The following is a 21,213-nucleotide window of genomic DNA, read 5'->3' as shown; positions in this document are numbered from 1 at the left end:
CGCCGAGCGGCACCGCCCGTCCGGGCTCGGAGAATCTACTGCTGGAGCGAGGCCTGCAGCTCGAGGGTGATGGTCACCTTGTCGCCGAGGAGCACGCCGCCGGTCTCGAGCGCGGCGTTGTAGGTGAGGCCGAAGTCCTCGCGGTCGATGACCGTCTTGGCCGTGGCGCCGCCCTTGTAGTTGCCGAACGGGTCGCCGCCGAAGCCACCGAACTCGAAGTCGAACGTGACGGGCTTCGTGATGCCGCGGATGGTGAGGTCGCCGTCCACCTTGTAGTCGCCGTTCTCGACGCGCACGCCCGTGGAGACGAAGTCGATGGTGGGGTACGTCGCGGCTTCGAAGAAGTCGCCGGTGCGCAGGTGCGCGTCGCGGGTGGGCTCGTTGGTGGTGATCGAGGCGACCTCGGCGGATGCCGTCACGCTGGACTCGAGCGGGTTCTCGGCGGTCACGAAGGTCGCGTCGAATCGCTCGAACTTGCCCTTCACCTTGCTGATCATGATGTGGCGGATGCTGAAGCCGATCTCGGTGTGGGCGGGGTCGATCGTCCAGGTGCCGACGCGGTAGCCGGGGATCTCGGTCGTCGTGGCGGTGTTCGTCATGTTGCGGTTCTCTCCGTCGTAGGGATTTCGTGCGGGCCGTTTCGGCCACACCCATGCAAACGCATGTATCCCGGCGCAGTATTCCCGGATGCCCCGGCCGCGCGTCTCGAGGGCGCCGGGTTATGCGACGAGCGACCGCCGAAGGGTCAGCACGCGCCCGACGGCCTCATCGAGCCGCGCCTCGCTGATCCGGCCCGACTGCACCGCGGCGACGACCGATGCGGCCAGCCCGTCGACGGAGATGCCGAACTCCGACGGATCCGCGGGGAGCACGTAGAGCAGGAGGTCGGTGCCCGCCGCGACCGCACGCACGGCGTTCTCACCGGGGTCGGCGTACTCGGGCAGGCCGTTGTGCTGCAGCATGAGCATGTCGTCGCTCACGACGACGCCGTCGAAACCGAGCTCCTCCCGGAGGATGCGGTGCCACTCCGCCGACAGCGACGCCGGCGCCGGGTCGACTGCGGGATACGCCAGGTGGCCCGTCATCACGATCTCGGCCCCGGCGTCGATGCCCGCGCCGAAGGGGATCGCCGGGCCCGCGCGCCACTCGTCGATCGTGAGCGGCGCCTCGGGAACGCTCGAGTGGGAGTCGCCGGGCGCGGCGCCGTGTCCCGGGAAGTGCTTGAGCGTCGAGAAGACGACACCCTGCTCGCCCGACACCGCAGCGGCCACCCGCTCCGCGGCCGCCGCCGGATCGGTGCCGAGCACTCGACCGAAGATGAAGGACTCGGGGTCGCTCGTGACGTCGGCGACGATGCCGAAGTTCACCGAGACGCCGGACTGCGCGAGCGTCGCGGCGCGTGACGCGAAGGCGTCCCGGCTGGCGGCAGCCGGCTCGGAGCGCAGGCCTTCGGCGCTGGCGGCCCCGTCCCACGGCAGCCGCTGCACCTCGCCGCCCTCCTCGTCGATCCCCATGAGGACCGGCGCCTCGGGATCGGACTGCGCCGCGGCGGTGAGCGCCGCGAGCTCGGTCGGCCCGGCGGGCACGTTGTCCCCCATGAGGATGAGGCCCGAGACGCCGGCGTCGACGTACGCCCGGAGCGGCGCCGGGTCGGTGCCGGGTGCGTGCAGCATGAGGAGGGCCGCGGCCTTCTGCTCCATCGTGAGTTGCGACATCCGCTCGTCGACCCACGCGGCCACGGGATCGGCCGGTGGGGGCGTCGTCGACGGCAAGGCGGGAGGCGGGGTCACCGTGGGTTCGGTGGTGGCCGCGCTCCCGCAGGCCGTCGCACCGAGGAGCACCGCCGCGACCAGGATCGGCAGCGCCGCCACTCGCTTCGCACGCATCCGCCGAGTCTACGCTGCGTGTCCCACGCACCGCCGCGCTCGACCATGGGTAGACTCGCCGCGCTCGAGAGGGGTCTGCCATGCGAAGCAGGATGACGGGCGTCGGCGCAGCGATCGTGCTCGCCGTCGCACTCGTCGTGCCCGCGAACGCGGTGCTCGCCGCGGAGTACCCGAGCTGGGACGAGGTGGAGGCCGCGAAGGCCGACGTCGCGTCGCGCGAGGCCGAGGCGGCCCGGATCACCGCCCTCGTCGACGAGCTCGAGGCGGAGTCCGGTCGGCTCGGCGACGCTGCCGTCGAGGCCGCAGCCGTGTCGGCGGCGGCGGAGACCGCACGCATCGCCGCGGAGGCCCGCGCGACGACCCTTCGCGCCGCGTCGGACGACGCGGTCGAGGAGGCGGCGGCGGCGGGCGCGCAGCTCGGCCGCGCCGGTGCCGTGCTCGCGCGTTCGGGCGGAGCCGACGTGACCCTGCGACTCCTGTTCGACGGCGGCGAGGACGACCTGCTCGTCGGGCTCTCCCGCGCGGCGCAGTTGGCGAACGTCTACGGGGGCGTCGCCGCGCGGGCCCGGGCCGCGCGCGCCGACGCGGCGGCGCTCAGCGCGCAGGCCGACGTCGCGGAGGCGGAGCGCACCCGGCTCGCGGGCGAGGCGGCGGCGGCGGCCGACGCCGCACAGGCGGCGCACGTGGCGGCCGAAGCACGGGTCGCCGAGCAACGAGCGACGCTCGACACGCTGTATGCGCAACTCGCGAGCCTGCGCGACCGGTCGGTCGAGCTCGAGCGGCAGTTCCGGATCGGCGAAGAGGCGGCACGGGAGCAGGCGGCACGCGAGCAGGCCGCGCGCGAGGCAGCGGCGGCCGCGGCCTCCTCGGGCGGTGGCGGCGACGACGGTGGCGCTCCCCCGCCGGGCGTGGTCGTCGACCGGGATGCGGCGAAGGCGTACGCGGCGAGCCGCATGGCCGCCTACGGCTGGGGTTCCGAGCAGTTCCGGTGCCTCGACCTGCTCTGGACGCGGGAGTCGGGCTGGCGGGCCGACGCGTACAACTGGTCGAGCGGCGCCTACGGCATCCCCCAGTCGCTGCCGGGCAGCAAGATGGCGAGCGCCGGCTCCGACTGGCGCACCAACGCCGCGACCCAGGTCGACTGGGGCCTCTCGTACATCTCCGCGCGGTATGGAACGCCCTGCGCGGCATGGGCGCACTCCGAGGCGGTCAACTGGTACTGATGCCACACGACGACGCACGCGAGGTCTTCCGGCGCCACGGCGCCGAGGGCGTGCTCCTCCTCGGCGGCGGCGCCGCCATCCTGCTGCAACTCGCCGACCCCCGTGTGGCGCGCGGCGTGGCGCGGCACAGCGGCTTCCGCGACCGCCCGCTCGACCGCCTCCTCGGCACGCTCGACTACGTCTACGCCGTCGGCTTCGGCGACGACGAGATCGCCGCTGCGGCCGTGCGCGCCGTGAACGCGCGCCACGCACCCGTTCGCGGCCCGGCCGCCGCCGAGGGTCGGCCCGCATACAGCGCGTTCGATCCCGACGCGCAGCGCTGGGTGGCCTCGACGCTGCTCGCGGTGGCGCTGCGCCTGCACGAACGCCTGTGGGGTCCCCTCGACGTCGCCACCGGCGACGCGATCGTGCGCGGCTACGAGCCCCTGGGCCTGCGCCTGCAGGCCGGGAGGGCCGGCTGGCCCGCCTCGCGCACCGAGTTCGACGCGTGGTGGGCCGAACGCCTCGCCGGGCTCGAGGTGGGCGCCGAGGCGCGATCGGTGGCGCGAACGCTGCTCTCCGGGGCATCCGCGTTGCCCTTCGGCACCGCCGCGCTGCTCCCGCTCGTGCGCCTCGTCACGGCGGCGCTGCTCCCGCCCGAGGTGCGCCGGGCGTACGGGTTCCGCTGGACCCCCCGAGCCGAACGCGTCGCGAACGCCTGGCTCGCCGGCATCGCACTCGTCTGGCCACGCCTGCCCCGGATCGTTCGGCACGCGCCGATGCACGCATCGCTCCGACGCGTGCGGCGTCGCAGCCGGTACGCTGAGCATGAGCCACGAGGACGACGATGACCCAGCAGACACCGCACCGGCATGAGCCGCTCGACAGCATCGACCGGCGCATCGTGGCCGAGTTGAGCCGCGATGGCCGCCTGTCGGTGCGCACGCTGGCCGAGCGGGTGCACATCTCCCGCACCGCCGCCCACAATCGCGTGCAGCAGCTGCAGAAGCGCGGGGTCATCACGGGCTTCGGTGCGCAGATCGACCGCAAGGCGATCGGGCTGAACATCTCGGCCCTGGTCGTCGTGCGCATCGGCGACGTGTCGTGGGAGGAGATCGCCGCCAAGCTCGCGACCCTCCCCTTCGTCGAGAAGGTGCAGGCGGTCTCGGGCGACATCGACATCATCCTCACGGTGAGCGCGCCCGATCACGAACAGCTGAGCCAGGCGATCCTCCGCGACATCCACGACATGCCGGGCGTGGTCTCGACGAGGTCGCACCTGATCCTCGCCGAACTCGAGGGACATCCGCCGGCGCAGACGCTGGACATCTGGCGCACCTGACGCACCGCGCGGCGGACGGATGGCAACGCTTTCGACCCGTCAGAGCCGATCGTTCACGCTTCGTCGAGACGCCCTGCGCGCGCCCGCGCGCTGGCGCAACATTGGCCGTATGAGCCTCAACGTCGAGCACCACAGCGTGCGTACGCTCCCCTCCGAGAAGCCCATCCGGCTGCTCGACAACGCCGGTCACGCCGTGCGCGGTGCCGCGGCCGGCGGATTCGAGCTGCCCGAGCTCGACACGTTGGTCGAGCTCTACCGGCGCATGGTCGTCGCGCGTCGCTTCGACGTTCAGGTGACCGCGCTCACCAAGCAGGGCCGGCTCGCGACCTATCCGTCCGCGTACGGCCAGGAAGCGTGCGAGATCGGCGCCATCTCGGCCATCGACGCGCAGGACTGGTTCTTCCCGACCTACCGCGACAGCATCGCGCTGCTCACCCGCGGCATCGACCCGGGCGACATCCTGCAGTCCTTCCGCGGCGACTGGCACAACGGCTACGACCAGCACGCGCACCGGTGCGCCTCCCAGGCCACGCCACTGGCGACCCAGGCGCTGCACGCCGTCGGCATGGCGCACGCGGCCCGACTGCGCCAGGACCCGATCGTCACCATGACCTACCTCGGCGACGGCGCCACGAGCGAGGGCGATGCGCACGAGGCGTTCAACTTCGCGGCGGTCTGGCAGACGCCCACCGTGTTCCTCGTGCAGAACAACCAGTTCGCCATCAGCGTGCCCCTCTCCCGGCAGACCCACGCCGTCACGCTCGCCGACAAGGCCGTCGGCTACGGCATGCCCGGCTTCCACGTCGACGGCAACGACGTCGCCGCCATGTACGCGGTCACGCGTGCTGCGGTCGAGCGCGCGCGCTCGGGCGGCGGTCCGACGCTCATCGAGGGCCTCACCTACCGCATCGAATCGCACACGAACTCCGACGACCCGACGCGTTATCGCAGCGCGCGCGACGTCGAGCACTGGAAGCGCCGCGACCCCATCGAGCGCCTCGAGAAGTACCTCGTCTCCGAGGGTGCCCTCACCGAGTCGCTGCGCGCCGAGATCACGGATGCCGCGGAGGACGTCGCCGCGCACACCCGCGACGTCATGACGACCGAGGCCGTGCTCGACCCGCTCGAGCTCTTCGACCACGTGTACGCCCGCCCGCGTGCCGCGCTCCTCGAGCAGCGCGCCCGCCTCGAGGCCGAGCTGGCGGATGCCGCGTCCGACGCCGGCCGTGAGCACGCCGGAGCCGCCCGATGACCGCGACCACCACCGAGCAGGAGACGCCCGCGGCATCCGCCCCCACGCAGCTGACCATGGCGGGCGCGCTGAACGCCGCGCTCCGCGACGCGATGGCGGCCGACGACCGCGTCGTCGTCTACGGCGAGGACGTGGGCCCGCTCGGCGGCGTGTTCCGGGTGACCGACGGCCTGCAGGCGCAGTTCGGCGAGGACCGCATCTGGGACTCGCCGCTCGCCGAGTCGGGCATCATCGGCACGGCGATCGGCATGGCGATGTACGGCATGCGACCGGTCGTCGAGATGCAGTTCGACGCGTTCAGCTACCCGGCGTTCGAGCAGATGGTCTCGCACGTCGCGAAGATGCGGAACCGCACCAAGGGCCGGATGTCCCTGCCGATGGTCGTGCGCATCCCCTGCGCCGGCGCGATCGGCGGTGTCGAGCACCACTCCGACTCCTCGGAGGCGTACTGGACGGCCACTCCCGGGCTCACCGTCGTGATGCCCTCGAACCCCGCCGACGCCTACTCGATGCTGCGCGAGGCGATCGACAGCGACGACCCCGTGGTCTTCATGGAACCGAAGAGCCGGTACTGGTCGAAGGCCCCCATCAGCCTGCCTGTCACGACCGCGCCGATGGACCGGGCCGTCGTGGTGCGCGAGGGCACCGACGTGACCCTCCTCGGCTACGGTCCGACGGTGCGCACCGCCCTCGAGGCGGCCGACGCAGCTTCGGCCGAGGGACTGTCGATCGAGGTCGTCGACCTGCGCAGCCTCTCGCCCTTCGATGACGAGACGGTCGGGGCATCCGTGCGCAAGACCTCCCGCGCCGCCGTGATCCACGAGGCCGCCCAGTTCGGCGGCTACGGCGCCGAAGTCGCGGCGCGCGTGACCGAACGCAACTTCCATCACCTCGCCGCGCCCGTGCTGCGGGTCACGGGATTCGACATCCCCTACCCGTCGCCGAAGCTGGAGGAGCACTACCTGCCGACCGCCGACCGGGTGCTCGCCGCGCTCGACACCTGGGAGTGGGACGACTGATGGGCCGCGACTTCATCCTGCCCGACCTCGGCGAGGGACTCACCGAGGCCGAGATCGTCGCGTGGCTCGTCGCCCCCGGCGACGAGGTCGCGATCGACCAGCCCGTCGTCGAACTCGAGTCGGCGAAATCCGTGGTGCAGCTGCCCACCCCGTTCGCGGGCGTCGTCGAGACGCTCGGCGGCGAGGTCGGCGAGGTGCTGCACGCGGGCCAGGTGCTCATGACGCTCGCGCCGACGGCGAGCGGCGACACCGCTCCGCCCGATGGGGCGCAGTCGACGGATGCCGCAGCTGCACCGGTGACCGAGTCCGCGGCCGAGTCCGTCTCGGGACCCGAGTCCATGGCGGAACCCGCGGAGCCCGGCGTCGCGGTGCCGACCGAGGCCGCGACCGAGGAATCCGGCGCCGTGCTCATCGGCTATGGCACGCGCGCCAGCGGCGCGACGAAGCGCGCCGCCTCGGCCCCCGCACGGTTCGGGCGCCGGCGCTCGGCCGGTGCCGCCGCCGGCAGCGGGGGCGGCGCATCGTCGGGCACCACCACCACGACGGGTCCCGCGCGCGGGCGCGCGCGCCTCGACCCGACGCGACGTTCCCCCGTCGTCTCGCCCATCGTGCGTCGCATCGCCCGCGAGCACGGCTTCGACGCCAGCCAGCTCGACGGCTCGGGTCCCGACCACCTCGTGATGCGCCGCGACATCGAGGCGTTCCTGCGCGAGCTCGAAGCCGAGGCGGCCGGAACGGCGGCCCCCGCGACGCCCGACGTTCCCGTCGCGCCCGCTGCGGCCGGGCCTGCCGCGCCCGGCGACCGTCGCGTGCCGCTCGACCGCATGGGGCGCGCCGCCGCCGCGCACTTCTCACGGTCTCGCCGCGAGATCCCCGAGGCGACCGTCTGGATGGACGTCGACGCCACCGAACTGCTCGCCGCCCGCCGCCAGCTGCAGGAGGCCACGGGTGAGCGCTTCGGCGTCACCGCGCTCGTGGCGCGGTTCGTGGTGGCCGGCCTGGCGCGGCATCCGTTGCTGAACTCGAGCTTCGACGCCGAGCGCGACGAGATCGTGGTGCACGGGGCCGTGAACCTGGGCATCGCCGCGCAGACCCCGCGCGGGCTGCTCGTGCCCGTCGTGCACGGGGTCGACCGCATGAGCCTGCGCGGGCTCCGCGACGCGATCGGCGCTCGCAGCGAGGAGGCCGCGACGGGCGCGTTCCCGCCGTCGGCGCTCACGGGCGGCACGTTCACGCTGAACAACTACGGCACGCTCGGCGTCGACGGCTCGGCGGCGATCATCAATCACCCCGAGGCCGGAATGCTCGGCATCGGCCGACTCGTCGAGCGTCCGTGGGTGGTCGACGGCGCGCTCGCGGTGCGCACCGTCACCGAACTCACGCTCTCGTTCGACCATCGGGTGTGCGACGGCGCAGAGGCGGCCGCGTTCCTCACCTACGTGGCGGGCTGCATCGAGCGGCCGGTGGCGGTGCTCGCAGACCTCTGACCTCGGGTGCGGGTCGCCGACGAGTTCCCGCCGTCGAATCGATCAGAAGAACTCCTCTGGCGTGCCCGCGGCCCGCTCGACGTCGCGCGTGTTCTGGCCGTCGGCCTTCAGCTTGGCCACCGCGACGCGCAGGCCCGACTCCATCTGGGCGGCCCAGGCATCGGACTCGCGGGCGCTGACCTCGGCGGCCCTCGCGCGCGCCTCGGCCGCCTGGGCGGCGTTCCGCGCGTCGTTGACCTGCCGCAGGGCGAGCGAGATCCCGTAGTAGGCGGCGACCATGGTCGCGATCGGCGCCGCGATGATCGCGAGGGCGCTGATGGCCGCACCGGTCGGGCTGAAGGCGATCAACAGCGCGAACGCCAGGAACAGCACCACGATGGCCGCGAGCACGACGAGCATGAACCGCAGGTCGCGGCTCCAGATGCCCCCACCTGCGCCGGACGGGCCTGGCCCGCCGCGCTCGGCCTGGGCGGCCGACTCCTGGAGCACCGCGGTGTCATCGACCCGCGGCGTCGGGACTTCGCCCGAGGCGGCGCCCTGATCGACGATCGGTCGAGCATACGCGTCGGTCATTCGTTTCCCCCGCTCCCGTGGAATGGATCAACCCCCCAATTGTGGGGCGTGGCGGGATGCCGGTCAAGGAAGCGCGCCGGACCTCGCTCAGGCGGCGGCGGCTTCGGCGAGCCCCTCCTCGATCACCGCGATGATCGAGGGATCGTCGGGCTGCGCCTGCGGACGGAACCGACGCACCTCCCCCGACGGCAGCACGAGGAACTTCTCGAAGTTCCATTTCACCCGTCCGGCCTTGCCGGCGGCATCCGGTGTCCTCCTCAGCTCGTCGTAGAGCGGATGCCGCTTCGGACCGTTGACCTTCACCTTGGCCATGAGCGGGAACGAGACGCCGTAGGTCATCGAACAGAACGCCTTGATCTCGTCGGCGTCGCCCGGCTCCTGCCCGGCGAACTGATTGCACGGGATCCCGAGCACGGTGAAGCCGCGATCGCCGTACTCGCGCTGCAGCGCCTCGAGCTTCTCGTACTGCGGCGTGAGCCCGCAGCGGGACGCGACGTTCACCACCATGACCACCCGATCGGCATACTCGGCGAGCGAGGTCTCGTCGCCGTCGATCGTGATGATCGGGATGTCGCGAAGGTCCATTTCTCGAGCCTAACCCCGTGTGGTCGCCTCGAGGACGACGAGCGGCTCAAGCGGTCACCGGCGACCGGGCGGATGCGTCAGCCGACGATGCGCGGCCGAGCCAGCGAGGCCAGGCCGGCGAGCAGCGCGACGGCGGCAGCGAACCAGTAGCCGGCGGCGAAGGCGTGGAATGTCGGTACCAGCAGCGCCGCCGCGGCGATGCTGAACACGGCGGAGACGCCGGTCGCCGCGCCGAACTCGTGGAACGTGCTGAGCGCGCCCGACGCCACTCCCGCCTCCTGCGGCTGCACCGCGGAGAACAGGCTGCCCGCCGCGGCCACGAAGACCGCGCCGATCCCGAACCCGGCGATGCTCGTGGCGGCCACGAGCACCGTCATCGAGAAGATCCCGGCGGCTGCGGCCAGACCGGCCGCGGCGACGAGGAGCCCGGCGACTGAGACCGTGCGCACTCCCCAGCGAGGAAGGACACGGCCGGCGAGGTTGGAGCCGAGAATGGTGCCCAACGCGACCGGAAGGAACGACAGTCCGGTGGCCAGTGGGGTGAAGCCGTGCAGCTCCTGCAGGGCGAAGGATCCGAGGAAGAACACCGAGATCATCAGCGCCGTAGCGACGAAGATCAGGCCGAGGCCGCGCAGGACCGGGGGCCGTCGCAGCATGTTCGGGTCGACGAGTGGCGCCGCGGCCTTGGTGATGCGCAGGCCGAAGAGGGCGTATCCGATCAGTGCGACGATCACCGCGATGAGCGTGTGCAGACTGAGCCAGCCGTGGTCACCGGCAGCAACGAGGCCGTAGATGACGGAAGCGGTCGCCATGGTGGCCAGGGCGGCGCTGACGGTGTCGAGGCTGCCTCCCGCTCCTCGCAGTGGCGGGACCGAGCGGAGCAGCGCCAGGAGCAGGGCGGCGCCGACGGGGACGTTGATGTAGAACACCCAGGGCCAACCGGGACCTGCGGTGAGCAGGCCGCCGACCAGCACCCCGATCGCGGCGCCGGCGCCACCGAGCGCCGACCAGACGCCGAGCGCACGGGCGAGCTCGACACCGGCGAAGGTGCGGGCGATCACCGAGAGCGCGGCCGGGGACATGGCCGCGGCACCGACCCCCTGCAGTGCACGCGCGATCAGGAGCAGTTCGGCGCTGCTCGCCAGTCCGGCGAGCAGTGAGGCGATGGTGAACAGCCCGAGCCCGGCGAGCACGATCCGGCGTGGGCCGACGATGTCGGCGGCCTTGCCGCCGAGCAGCATCAGGCCGCCGAAGACCAGGGCGTAGATGCTCGCCACCCAGGTCAGTCCGGTGCGCTCGAGGCCGAGGTCGGCAGCCATGTCGGGAAGCGCGATCGCGACGACGGTGACGTCGACGATCAGCATCAATTGGGCGATGCTGAGGAACGCCAGGGTGCGCCAACGCCGCGGGTCCGGTGATACGGATGCCTCGGGTGCGGTCGCCTCGTGAGCGGTCATGACACCATCCTCCTCTAACTCGTACAGTGATGTACGAGTACACTAACCTGAACATGCCTGTTCGACAAACAGAGGTGGGAGTACGGCGAGGCGGAGCGCGAGGGCGGTCAGGCAGCGAGGGCGGTCAGGCAGCGAGGGCGGTCAGGCAGCGAGGGCGGCGAGCACGGTGTCGCGGACGAGGAACGGTGCGTCGTCGGCGGTGATCTCGCCACGGTGCACGGCGGCCGAGGCGCCGTGCAGGATCGCCTGCACGACGCTGACCTGCCACTCGATCGGCACGTCGCTGCGGAACTCACCGACCTCGCGACCTCGGACCAGCAGAGCGCGGACGCGAGCCGCCGGCTCCTCATGCGCGCGGTGCATCCCCTCGGGCGGCAGCGCCTGGGAGGCTGCGACCACCAGCGCGCCGAACCGGTGGGTCAACTGCCAGGATGCCTCCAGAAGCCGACCCAGCGCAGCCCGCGGGTCGCCGTCGAGATCGACCTGCGACAGCGCCTCCTCGGTCTGCGCGATCGCACGATCCACGACCTCACGGACGAGTGTCGCGCGGGAGTCGAAGTGACCGTAGAGGGTGACCCGACCGACGCCGGCCGCCTTCGCTATCTCGTTGACGCTCGCGTCAGGATCGACGGCCAGCAGTCGGGTGGCGGTGGCGATGATCGTCTCGATGTTCCGCAGTGCGTCGGCGCGCAACGCGCGATCCGGAACGCCGTCGACGGCGGGTTCGCTCGCCGGGCTCTGCGTCGACGGCATCGCCCCACCTCCCAGATCGAACACCTGCGTCCATGTTAACTGTTCGCCCGGGCGTCGCCGTCGTTGCACGCCGTGGGGACCGACCGGGGCGCCGTTCCCGACGATCCTCGAGGGCTGGTCGATGACATTCCCGTGGCGCAGGCATATCCCCCGGATGAGCCCAGCGGCTGTGGCGACCTTGATCGGGGTCACGGTCGATGAGTACCGCCGTGGGAAGCCGGAGACACCTCGATCGATCATGATCCCCCTGTCGAGTGCATACCGCGATCAGTGGTTCCGGGCGGCGCGGTGCCGGGGTCGACGATGACGAATTGGCCCATCATTCCAGCGTCCTCGTGGGCGAGGACGTGACAGTGATACATGTACGGCGTGTGCGGATCGGCGTGCTGCCCGAAATGCACCCGGAGATCGACCCGGGTGCCTGGTCGGACATACACGGTGTCCTTCGGTCCGGTGATCGCTGGGGCCTGCCCGTCGATGGCGAGGATGTCGAAGCGAGCGTTGTGGATGTGGAAGTTGTGCGGGGTGTCCGTCGTGTTCCGCACTCTCCATTCCTCGGTGCTGCCGGTCTCGACCACAAGGTCCGTGCGGTGCATATCGATGGTCCGGTCGTTGATCGTGAACTCACCCAGCGCGAACTCGCGCAACTCCCGTCCTGGGGCGGGCACCGCGACCGGGGGCGCCGAGGGGAGAGCGGTGGGTAATGGTTCGGATGACTCGAGTTCGGGGGCAGCGTCAAGTTGGAGAATCTCGAAGCGGTCGTCGCCACCGGCGAAGTGCTCGTGAATGAGGCTCCCTGTCAGGTCCGGGGGCTCGCTGCACAGTCGGATGCGTTCACCCGGGCGCATCCTGACGACGAGCTCAGCACGTTCACCCGGGCTGAGCTGGATCTCCTCAGCAGCGATCGGATGGGAAAGGAGGCCGGCGTCGGTGCCGACCACATGAAACCCGCGTCGGTCATCGAACACGAAGCGGTAGACGCGGCCGTTCGATGCGTTCAGCACGCGCAGCCGTGTCAGCTCGCGACGGATCGAGAGCAAGGGCCCCCAGGTGCCGTTGACGAGAATCTCGTCGCCGAGCATGCCGACGACGTCGATCCCGCCGAAGGAGATGCCCGACAGGTCGAGGGCCCCATCGCCGGTGAACTTCTTGTCCTGCACGACCACCGGGATGTCGTCGACCCCATACTCGTCTGGCAGCCCCGGGTCGTTATCGTCATCGACGAGGAGCAGTCCAGCGACGCCACGGTAGACATGTTCTTTCGTCGTCCCGTGCAGGTGGGGATGGTACCAGAGCGTCGCGGCATGTTGGTCGATGCGCCACACCGGTTCCCAGATGTCGCCGGGCGCGATGCGCTCGTGCGGCCCGCCATCCGAAGCGGCGGGAAGCTCCATCCCGTGCCAATGCAACGATGTCGGCTCGGGCAGGAGATTGCGCACTCGCGGCGCGATGGTCTCCCCTCGCCGGATCCGGATCGTAGGCCCCAGATACGCTTGGTTCACGCCCCACGTACGCGCGACACCGCCCGGCCGCAGCTGGATCCGGCCCTCCTGCACACTGAGGTCGATCACGCGACGTCCGTCTGCCCCAGCCGAGACGGAAGCAAGCGGAGGAATCCGCAGGGGGCTCGCGAAGACGACACGGCCGACGTTGCCGCGACTCGCCTGTGCCCAGAGATAGCCGCTCCCGACGCCGATCGGCAGCAGTATCACGCCCGCACCGAGCGCGGTCCATTTCAGGAACGCGCGCCGTGTCGGAGTACCACCCATGGATCACCCCTTCCTGACGGGCCAGACACCGAGCGCCGCACCGAGGCACATGATCGCCGCCGCGATGAGAGCCTCCGGAAGCGGGATGACGGTCGGGCCGGCGAGGATCGCCCATGGCGGGGCGAACAGGCCTCCGAACAGGGCGTAGGCGCCGAGCGCGATGAGTACGACTCCGATGGCGCGCCGCACCAACGCGGCCTTTGGAGCGCGACGAGCATTCATGACCGACCACCGTGCGCCCTCGGCTGCTCGGTCCTTCCGCCATCGGTGCCCGCTCGGTCTTCATTGCATCCGGGAACGAGAGGGTGGATGAGTTCGTGGATTCGTTGAATGTCGCCAGCCTCTCTGGGCGGCATGAGATCGGTGGCGCCGACGCCGACGACGTACGGCAGCGATGCCGCGAGACGAACCCGCTCCTCGTCATCCGTGGCCGTAGACCAGGCCCTGCGGAGAACGGCCAGACGAGCGGAGTCGGTTCTCGCCCGCGTCATCGCCGCGTCCACGACGGCCGCCGCCCAGGCGTGCGGGGCGACCTCTAGGCGGCGACCATAGGGATCGGCGTCCGGTTCACCCGGAAGAGATGTGAGCCGGCCGAGTATGCTGCGGGCGACCGCCTCTTCGCCGGGGTTCGCCCTGGCCGCGCGCAGCGGCGCCGTGATCATCGTCTCCATGTGGTCCAACAACGCCTTCTTGTATCCATCGACTCCAGCGAAGTGAAGGTGGAACGACATTTCGATGGCCCGGAGCGCGGCGATCCGATCGATGCGCACATCGCCCGCGCCTTCTTCGGCCAGCACCGTCGCACCTTCGTTCAACCGACGATCACGTGATGCACGTGATGCGCTCACGAGTTCCCCTTCACTTCGAAACCATACCATACTGAATGGTATGGTAGACGACGAACCCATCTGGCTGCCGGACGGGGCATCAAGGCGGCCAACGGCCACTCGAGCAGGAGGATTCGGATCATGTCGGTGCTGGACTGCCAGGTCACACTGGATCACCGGGACGTCGTTGCCGCCGGGTGGCCGTTGACGGTCCGACCTGGGCCGGTCCGGAAGGCCGACGACGATTCATGCTGTGCGGGCCGGATGACGTGCAGGTCGAGGTGGGAGAAGATCATCCTCAAGAGCGTCTCCACGAGGAGTGGAGGTCGATCCTTCCGACGATCCGCTGGTCGCATAGACCCCCGGAGCATGAGATCGAATAGGAGTCGCGCATGACACTGCACAACCCCTCGATCAGACTGGCCGACGTGAGCGATGCTGACACGCTGACCCAGATGCAGATCGACTTCGGCGCCGAGTTCGGCTCGCATGAACCGCCCTTCGAGATCCTGTTGCCGCGCTTCCGCCGACTGCTGGACGACGAACCCGCCGCCTTCGCGCTGCTGGCTGGACCGCGGCTCGCGACCCAGGGATACGCCGTCGTCACACTGCGACCGACTGTGTACTGCGATGGGCCACTCGCGGTGCTCGACGAGCTGTATGTGCGGCCGGAAGTCCGTGGCAACGGCATCGGCACGGCACTGCTGACAACCGCGGTGCGGGAGACGCGCCGTCGTGGCGGCGGCGAGATGCACATCAACGTCGATGAGATCGACATAGACGCCCGTCGATTCTACGAGCGCCACGGCTTCTTCAACATCGAACCCGGCACCGACTACCGCATGCTTTGCTACATCCGTGAGTTCGCCGGGGACTAGCGGCACCGACCGGTCGTCAGCCCGTCAAGCCGACGGAATCTGATCGTCCCATTCACCCCTCCCGTCCGGCAGCTCCTGGTACGAGATCTCGCCGTGCGATCCGGGTTCCAACTTGCGTCGTGGCATCGTGTTCGTCCTCTGTCTGAGCAGAGCAGACGACTCGTCAGCGTCCTCATCGTCGATCCGTGCGGTCCTTCAGCCAGGCCGCCACGTTCTCGCGGCTGTATCTCAGGTGCTTGCCGAGCTTGGAGTGCGCGTCGCCCCGCGATGCTCGACGTCAGTGGGAATCGGATGTGGATGTCTGTGGCATCCCGCCGCCCGAAAAGAAGACGGCCCCAAAAGGGGCCTCAACCGCCTCGGACTGGCCGTTCCCCAATGAAGAAGCCCCTGAGAATCTACCGATTCATCAGGGGTTTTGGTGGATCTGAGGGGACTCGAACCCCTGACCCCCTGACGGTGTGCACCGTGATGGACGCGCACGTGTTGGTCGTGGATGCCAGCAATTGTAAGGCAGGGCGGGCTGTTCGAGGCGGTGAACGTGGCCGCTCGTTGCCGTCAGATGCAGATGTTCATAGCTGAAAAGAGCCCCAAAAAGGCCGCAGGGTCGGCGACTGTGGGACCGGCAAATCGATCGGAACGAAGGTCTAGCCGATTCAGACCTCGAATCAGCCCACCCGGCACCTGCCGGGACAATGAAACCGATAGGAACGAAAGTCAGGCCGATTCAGACTGCGGCGCTGAGAACGAGACCACGGTCATCGAGCAGGTCATCGTCTCGACGAAGGCCACACCCGAGGTCGAGCTCGGTTCTCCGGCGAAGGACACCGCGGTCATCCGCGGGACCATCCCGGAGGCGGCACCTTCAGCGCCTACAAGCAGGACGACGACCAGCCCGTGTGCACCGCGGAAACCATCGTGTTCGACGGCAGCGACAAGCCCGTGGGGCTGGCCCCCGGCGTCGTCGACGGTGTCGAGTATACCGGCCCCTCGACGGTGTTCAACGTTCCCGGCAAGTCCTTCTGGGTGGAGACCATCGTCGACAAGGACGGCAAGGTCACCGGTGTCGACGCCGGCGTGCTGGTGGCGGGCGGCGCGGGCGTGCTCGCACTGGCCGCTGGGGCGATGCTCCTCACGAAGCGCCGCCGCCTCGCGGAGCAGGGCGAGTAGCCCCGACCTGCACAGGGACCCCCTCTCCAGGGTGAGGAGCGGCCCCTGACCGGCCGCTCCTCGAACGCCCGGCATCCTTCACTTCGAAGGATGCCGGGCGTTTCACTTCCAGCTGAGGGTTCGGATTTCGGCGGCTACACGAGGGCCTTGGGCCATCGTTTGCCATACATAGATTTCCGGCAGAGCCCGGCGAGTTGCATAAAAATGCCCCCAAAAGTGGGGTACGGACAGCCCGATCGAAGCTCCTCCAAACTCGTGGGCAACGCAGCGTCGCTGCGGGCTGGGTATCTCATTTGAAAGCAGGTATGCAAGTGACTCGAACACGAATTTGGTCCGCCCTGGCTTCAACGATCATGGTCTCGGTGTTCGCCGGCGTCGCAGTGGCGCCAGCCAACGCTGCCCCGCAACAAGCGGACGCTCTCGACGCACTCGATGCGATCGGACTGCTCCAGCCCGCCGACATTGAGGGTATCGCTGCGAGCGGGGTGCTCTCCAAGGAGGGCGGATTGACCGTCTCCAGCGATGGTGTCGGAGTGTCCATCCGGCCTGTAACGGCAGCCGACCCCGTGCTGGGCCCGGACAAGTCAACGCTCACCTACGCCGAGGCGAGCTCGCACGCCTTCGTCCTCACCGGCCAAGGCTCCGCCGCGAACGCAGGGTACATCGTGATCAACGACGAGAGCGCGCCTGACTCCTACTCGTTCGACATCAGCGCTGACGGCGCCGCGGCGGACCTCGAGCTCGTCGACGGCATGGTCATGATCAAGGACGAGTCCGGTGCCCTGGTGAACGGCATCCTTCGCCCGTGGGCAGTGGACGCGGACGGGGTCGAATTGCCGACGTGGTACTCCGTCGAGGGGACGACCCTCGTGCAGCATGTCGACACGACCGGCGCTGCGTTTCCGGTGGTCGCCGACCCGCGGCTGATGTGCGATCTGCTCTTCTGCACCGTCGAGTACACCCGCTCGGAGACGACCACGATCCGGAACTGGGGAGCATCAGCGACCTCGCTGGTCTCCATCGCATGTACCTGGCTGGCAACCCCTCTCGGCGGAGCACTTTGCGGACTCGCCTCAGCCACGATCATCGGTACGGCGAACGAGGCCCTCTCCCAGGGCAAGTGCCTCGGGTTCCGGAAGTTCAACTACGCAACCGTCATGTTCCCCGTGGTCGTAAGCTGCTACGCATAAGGAGGGGGGTGACCATGCATCAACTCGTGGAACGGCCGCGGCTGACAGGGCGTGTCGGTGTCGGCTTCCTCTGGCTCCTGGCCGTCGTTGCGGGTTTCATCGCCGCGCAGTCAGTCTGGCCGAGCATCGCCGACTGGGGCTTGCTTCTGATCGTCGCCGCGATCGTCGTCCCGGCAGCGCTGGTCATGACCGGACGGAACTCGGGCAGCGGCCGACGTTCGCTCGCGATCCCGCTGGCAGCGGCGTTCGTCTTCGCACTCGCGGCTCTCGCTTTCGGCTTGGCCGGGATGAGTGCCGGCAGCGTCACGATGGCCGTGTTGGCCATCGGAACGGCGATCGTCGGGACCATCCTGGCTGCCATGTCGACGACAGACGGTCCGGGTCAGGAGGCCGGCTCATCATGATGCGCTCCACGGTTCTGTCAGATCACTGATCAGGTCGCCCCTCCCCGGCATCGGGGAGGGGCGACCTCACTGTGTGGCGGGAGAGGCGCGTCGGCTCACCGGTCTTTCGAGAGGCTGCTCGGGTCGCCGCGGGAGTGCAGGACGTTCGCGGTGGCCACGATGAGCCAGGCGGCTGCGCCCGCGAGGACCCACGGGATCTGAGCTGAGGGCTGCACGAAGAAGCCCGGAATGAACGCGAGCGCGAGGGATCCTGCCGCGGCGAAGCAGCCGGCGAGAAGGCTCTGCTCGAAGAAGAGGAGGAGGAACATCGAGCGGACGGTGGTGCCTGAGAAGCGGTAGCTGGCGATGTCACTGGAACGGAACCGGTTCATGCCGAGACCGACGATGCCGCACAGCACTCCGAGCACCACCGGCAGGTACCGGTCGGGGCGGTTCACGAACGCGTCGACCGGGTCGGTGCTCTCGCTGAACTCAGAGGAGGCGGCTACGGCACCTCCGGATGCGCGGAGGCTGCTGGAGATCCGAGGCGTCGCTTCCGTGGCATCGACGAACCGGTCAAGCGTGACGACGCACCGCTCGACCGTCTTCTGCGTCGGGGTCATCGGCACCGCGACTGCTGAGCCGAGGTTGAGACCGGCTGGCTCCTCACGGCCTTCTGCGGCGACCAAGGTGGAGCCGTCGGGCATGAGGAGCAGGCGGCCGTCGCCGGTGAAGCCGAGCTCGCGCCCGACGACCACGTCTGCCACCGCCAGCTGGGGCAGGAGTGTGGGACTGGCGGCGTACACCTGGACCGCCGGCCCGAGCTGAGCGAACGTGGCCGACCTGATCAGGCTGACCCCGCCTGCGTGGACGACGCCCGGCTGGGCGATGAGCGCTTCGCAGCTGCCGCGGTCGATCTCAGCCGGTGCCGTGACATCCGCCGACTGGAAGGCGATGGTGTTCCGGCCGTGAAGCGCGCTGACCGCGAGGGCATCTGTGAAGGAGGCCCACTGGTACGCGGCGAAGGCCGACGCGCCCGCGGCCGTGAACACCCCGAAGCACAACAGGAGCAGCAACCGTGAATGACGTGAGAACACGTTCCGGTTAGCCTCTCGCCAGAGGTGCCGCATGCGCCATCCGTCACGCTGGCCGCGAGCCATGACCTCTCCTGACTTGGATCACGTGCCGGGCGGATTCGACGAGGCGGGGGTCGTGAGTGGCAACGACGATCGTTGCCGACTCGCGGAGGGTGTGGAGCAGCTCGGCCACGTGTTCCGTGTTCGCGGCGTCGAGACTCGATGTCGGCTCGTCGGCGAAGATGAGCGGCTTCTTCGCGGCGAGGGCGCGAGCGAACCCGACGCGTTGGAGCTCGCCGCCGGACAGGTACTTCGCGAGCGTGTCCATGCGGTCGGTCATGCCGACCTTCTCGAGCTGGTCACGGGCTGCCCGTCTCGCGGTCTCGAGTCCGGCGCCGGCGGCAAGCGCGCTCAGCATGACGTTGTCGATCGCAGTCCGGGCACCGAGCGCGTTCGCGCCTTGCGGGACCCAGGCAACATGCTGCGGACTGGGTGGCTCAGTCGTGCCGTCGGCGTGCTCGTAGATGACCCTGCCGGAGTCGAGTCTCTGGAATCCCGCCATCGCGGCGAGGAGGGTGGACTTCCCGCTCCCGGAAGGGCCCACCAGGGCCGTCACCTGCCCCGGTTCTATCGTGCAGCTGAAGCCATCGAAGACGAGTACGTCACCGAACGACTTCGACGCGTCCTGGATCTCTACCCGCATGCGGAGCGCACGTCAGCCGGAGCGGTGGTCGGGTCTCGGAGGACGACGCTGCCCACCAGTTCCGCGTCAGTGAACACCTGTCCGAGCTGACCGACGGCGGGCGCGACGCTACGCACCCGCACCGCTTCGTAGCGTGGCGGAGCAGACGTCGACCCGGCTTCGGAGCCCGCGACGGTGATCACGCAGTTCACCCCACCGGGGGCGGCGAGCACGCTGTTGCCTGGAACCACGGCGACCCTGCTGGCCGACTCCTTCCGCAGCGTCAGCCCGGTGTAGCTCACGCTGGTCCCGGAGCCGGCGTCGTCGTTCGTGGCGGCCGGCGGCGCAGCGAGATCTCCGGACCGGACGGCCGCTTGGACGAACTCGTACAACGCGGCAACTTCGGCGCCGTCAAGCGGCGAGGCACGAGGAAGGATGAGATCGGCGCCCGCGCTCGTCGAGATGACGACCGGTTCGTCACCATAGGCACGGAGGTCGCCGTTCTCGGCCGCAGGAGCGAAGACCGCCGCAGCAGGTGTCGGCGTCCCGGTGAGGACCGGCTCGGCGGCGTTCACAGTGTCACCGACGACATGCTCGATCGTGCCCACCGTGGTGATGCTCGCTGGCACGAACGCGACGTGGAACATGGAGAACACCTCGGTGCACTCCACACCGGCCGCTTCCTGGAACTCGCACACCGCATCGGCAGTGCGGTACCCGAAGTCGCCGTCTGTGCTGTCCGGGGAGTCTGCGAGGAACCCGCCGGCGACCAGGAAGGCCTGCACGGCGGCGACATCCGGACCCTCCGTGCCGACGGCGAGATCCCTGTAGAGCGGCGGGGTCTGCGGCATAGCGAAGACCGGGGCGCCGTTGACATCGATTAGTTTGGTGCCGCTGGTGACCGGGTCACCCGGGCTCACGTGCACCGCAGTGATCCTTCCGGTGGCATTCGTCTTGACGACGCCCGCTGGATTCAGCTTGATCTCGACCCCCACAGCCTGCCGGAAGTCCGCCTCGCGTGACCCCACTTCGACAACCGCGGACACCGGGGCGGAGGCGGCGGAGGCTTCTCCACGTTGCGCGAGCGGGATCAGCAGGACAGCGGCGAGGATCGGAACGGCGAAGCACAGCACGACGGGCGCGACGAAACGAAGGTCGCGCCAGCCGTGCTTGTCCTTTTCGGTCATCTCTTCGACTACTGCACGCACTGTTCGAAGGTGAGCCCGTTCTCCTCGAGCTGCGCATTCAGCTCCGCCATCGTGGACTTCGGCGCCACCCCGGCGGCGGTGAGGCAGTCGGCGATGAGGCGGGCGGTCACGGACGAGTCTTCGTGGGCGATCTGCCACTCGACGTCGATGAGCTTGAACTCCGCTGAGTAGCAACGGTCGTCATCGCCGGACTCAACAGCTTCGGCGGGGACGCCGAACTGGTGGATGTCGTACTCCACCCCGTTGTCCAGAACCGTGTATCCCGACGCGGCCAGGCAGTCCACGTAGCGGCGGTAGCCGGCCTCGTACTCATCGTGGGTCACCTCACCGTCGGCAAGGGCAGCCTCCTGCTCGGCGGAGAGCGCGATGGCGCCTTCGTCAGGCTGTTGCTGCGGCGATGGCCCTGACGGGCCGCCCGGTGTCGCCGAGCAGCCCGTCAGAACAGCCAGCAGTACAACCACACCTGCGAGCTTGGGT

General features: G+C 69.6%; 23 protein-coding genes. 10 read left to right on the top strand and 13 right to left on the bottom strand.

Translation table 11 applies throughout. The annotated features are described in order from the left end of the window. Positions 1-35 precede the first annotated feature (35 nt). Together EZM51_RS04060 and EZM51_RS04055 are read right to left on the bottom strand one after the other, a co-directional pair. Positions 36-599 (bottom strand): YceI family protein, encoded by a 564-nt coding sequence (locus EZM51_RS04060; RefSeq protein WP_136706967.1) that lies wholly within the window; start codon positions 597-599, stop codon positions 36-38. A 120-nt stretch (positions 600-719) separates the two neighbouring features. Further along, positions 720-1,886, bottom strand: a complete 1,167-nt coding sequence (locus tag EZM51_RS04055; protein ID WP_136706966.1) for a glycoside hydrolase family 3 N-terminal domain-containing protein — start codon at positions 1,884-1,886, stop codon at positions 720-722. Positions 1,887-1,966: 80 nt separating this feature from the next. Between EZM51_RS04055 and EZM51_RS04050 the strand changes: the two genes are divergently transcribed. The 6 genes from EZM51_RS04050 to EZM51_RS04025 all read left to right on the top strand — a co-directional run bounded on the left by EZM51_RS04050 (position 1,967) and on the right by EZM51_RS04025 (position 8,188). Further along, positions 1,967-3,109 (top strand): hypothetical protein, encoded by a 1,143-nt coding sequence (locus tag EZM51_RS04050; protein ID WP_136706965.1) that lies wholly within the window; start codon positions 1,967-1,969, stop codon positions 3,107-3,109. After that, on the top strand, positions 3,109-3,939 hold the full coding sequence (locus tag EZM51_RS04045; RefSeq protein WP_136706964.1) for an oxygenase MpaB family protein: 831 nt from the start codon (positions 3,109-3,111) through the stop codon (positions 3,937-3,939). Before EZM51_RS04050 ends, EZM51_RS04045 begins: the two co-directional genes overlap by 1 nt. Next, entirely contained in the window at positions 3,936-4,430 is a 495-nt protein-coding gene (locus tag EZM51_RS04040) for an Lrp/AsnC family transcriptional regulator (RefSeq protein ID WP_136706963.1), read from the top strand. The genes EZM51_RS04045 and EZM51_RS04040 overlap by 4 nt, the downstream gene beginning before the upstream one ends. Before the next feature lie 109 nt (positions 4,431-4,539). Continuing rightward, positions 4,540-5,682, top strand: a complete 1,143-nt coding sequence (gene pdhA / locus EZM51_RS04035) for a pyruvate dehydrogenase (acetyl-transferring) E1 component subunit alpha (protein WP_136706962.1) — start codon at positions 4,540-4,542, stop codon at positions 5,680-5,682. After that, the gene (locus EZM51_RS04030) at positions 5,679-6,701 is read left to right on the top strand and encodes an alpha-ketoacid dehydrogenase subunit beta (RefSeq protein WP_136706961.1); all 1,023 of its coding nucleotides are present in this window, start codon (positions 5,679-5,681) and stop codon (positions 6,699-6,701) included. Before pdhA ends, EZM51_RS04030 begins: the two co-directional genes overlap by 4 nt. After that, complete coding sequence (locus EZM51_RS04025) at positions 6,689-8,188, top strand: dihydrolipoamide acetyltransferase family protein (RefSeq protein WP_248305453.1); 1,500 nt, start codon at positions 6,689-6,691, stop codon at positions 8,186-8,188. The genes EZM51_RS04030 and EZM51_RS04025 overlap by 13 nt, the downstream gene beginning before the upstream one ends. A 42-nt stretch (positions 8,189-8,230) precedes the next feature. Here the strand turns inward: EZM51_RS04025 and EZM51_RS04020 are convergent, their stop codons facing one another. The 7 genes from EZM51_RS04020 to EZM51_RS03990 form a co-directional block, all read right to left on the bottom strand. After that, positions 8,231-8,761 carry a hypothetical protein gene (locus EZM51_RS04020; protein ID WP_136706960.1) on the bottom strand — a complete coding sequence of 177 codons (531 nt, stop codon included), beginning with the start codon at positions 8,759-8,761 and terminating at the stop codon, positions 8,231-8,233. Positions 8,762-8,848: 87 nt separating this feature from the next. Further along, the gene (locus EZM51_RS04015; protein ID WP_136706959.1) at positions 8,849-9,346 is read right to left on the bottom strand and encodes a glutathione peroxidase; all 498 of its coding nucleotides are present in this window, start codon (positions 9,344-9,346) and stop codon (positions 8,849-8,851) included. Between the two features lie 77 nt (positions 9,347-9,423). Then, positions 9,424-10,803, bottom strand: a complete 1,380-nt coding sequence (locus EZM51_RS04010) for an MFS transporter (protein ID WP_136706958.1) — start codon at positions 10,801-10,803, stop codon at positions 9,424-9,426. 141 nt (positions 10,804-10,944) lie between these two features. Beyond that, positions 10,945-11,556: a TetR/AcrR family transcriptional regulator gene (locus EZM51_RS04005; RefSeq protein ID WP_136707289.1), complete on the bottom strand. Its 612-nt coding sequence runs from the start codon at positions 11,554-11,556 to the stop codon at positions 10,945-10,947. Between the two features lie 236 nt (positions 11,557-11,792). Continuing rightward, a complete protein-coding gene (locus EZM51_RS04000; protein ID WP_136706957.1) occupies positions 11,793-13,325 on the bottom strand; it encodes a multicopper oxidase domain-containing protein in 1,533 nt (510 codons plus the stop codon). A 3-nt stretch (positions 13,326-13,328) separates the two neighbouring features. Then, positions 13,329-13,514 carry a hypothetical protein gene (locus EZM51_RS03995; RefSeq protein WP_136706956.1) on the bottom strand — a complete coding sequence of 62 codons (186 nt, stop codon included), beginning with the start codon at positions 13,512-13,514 and terminating at the stop codon, positions 13,329-13,331. A 29-nt stretch (positions 13,515-13,543) separates the two neighbouring features. Further along, on the bottom strand, positions 13,544-14,173 hold the full coding sequence (locus EZM51_RS03990; RefSeq protein WP_136706955.1) for a hypothetical protein: 630 nt from the start codon (positions 14,171-14,173) through the stop codon (positions 13,544-13,546). A gap of 371 nt (positions 14,174-14,544) precedes the next feature. Here EZM51_RS03990 and EZM51_RS03985 point away from each other — a divergent pair, with 371 nt between their 5' ends. The 4 genes from EZM51_RS03985 (at position 14,545) to EZM51_RS03970 (ending at position 17,791) form a co-directional block, all read left to right on the top strand. Further along, entirely contained in the window at positions 14,545-15,030 is a 486-nt protein-coding gene (locus EZM51_RS03985; protein WP_136706954.1) for a GNAT family N-acetyltransferase, read from the top strand. An 894-nt stretch (positions 15,031-15,924) separates the two neighbouring features. Then, positions 15,925-16,197 (top strand): hypothetical protein, encoded by a 273-nt coding sequence (locus EZM51_RS03980; RefSeq protein ID WP_136706953.1) that lies wholly within the window; start codon positions 15,925-15,927, stop codon positions 16,195-16,197. Positions 16,198-16,550: 353 nt separating this feature from the next. Then, the gene (locus EZM51_RS03975; RefSeq protein ID WP_136706952.1) at positions 16,551-17,387 is read left to right on the top strand and encodes a hypothetical protein; all 837 of its coding nucleotides are present in this window, start codon (positions 16,551-16,553) and stop codon (positions 17,385-17,387) included. An 8-nt stretch (positions 17,388-17,395) separates the two neighbouring features. After that, the gene (locus EZM51_RS03970; RefSeq protein ID WP_169053784.1) at positions 17,396-17,791 is read left to right on the top strand and encodes a hypothetical protein; all 396 of its coding nucleotides are present in this window, start codon (positions 17,396-17,398) and stop codon (positions 17,789-17,791) included. Positions 17,792-17,886: 95 nt separating this feature from the next. Here the strand turns inward: EZM51_RS03970 and EZM51_RS03965 are convergent, their stop codons facing one another. The 4 genes from EZM51_RS03965 to EZM51_RS03950 are packed head-to-tail and all read right to left on the bottom strand — an operon-like array spanning position 17,887 to position 21,197. Beyond that, on the bottom strand, positions 17,887-18,867 hold the full coding sequence (locus EZM51_RS03965; protein WP_136706950.1) for a hypothetical protein: 981 nt from the start codon (positions 18,865-18,867) through the stop codon (positions 17,887-17,889). A gap of 43 nt (positions 18,868-18,910) precedes the next feature. Next, complete coding sequence (locus EZM51_RS03960) at positions 18,911-19,549, bottom strand: ATP-binding cassette domain-containing protein (RefSeq protein WP_136706949.1); 639 nt, start codon at positions 19,547-19,549, stop codon at positions 18,911-18,913. Then, positions 19,540-20,715: a peptidoglycan-binding domain-containing protein gene (locus tag EZM51_RS03955; RefSeq protein ID WP_136706948.1), complete on the bottom strand. Its 1,176-nt coding sequence runs from the start codon at positions 20,713-20,715 to the stop codon at positions 19,540-19,542. The genes EZM51_RS03960 and EZM51_RS03955 overlap by 10 nt, the downstream gene beginning before the upstream one ends. A gap of 8 nt (positions 20,716-20,723) precedes the next feature. After that, positions 20,724-21,197 carry a hypothetical protein gene (locus EZM51_RS03950; protein ID WP_136706947.1) on the bottom strand — a complete coding sequence of 158 codons (474 nt, stop codon included), beginning with the start codon at positions 21,195-21,197 and terminating at the stop codon, positions 20,724-20,726. Positions 21,198-21,213 lie beyond the last annotated feature (16 nt).

Origin of the sequence: Agromyces sp. H66 (assembly GCF_004959775.1) — a bacterium.
In the GTDB taxonomy this organism is placed as follows: Bacteria; Actinomycetota; Actinomycetes; order Actinomycetales; family Microbacteriaceae; genus Agromyces.
The sequence above is the reverse complement of the archived record's forward strand: the minus strand, read 5'-3'. Positions and strand labels throughout refer to the sequence as shown.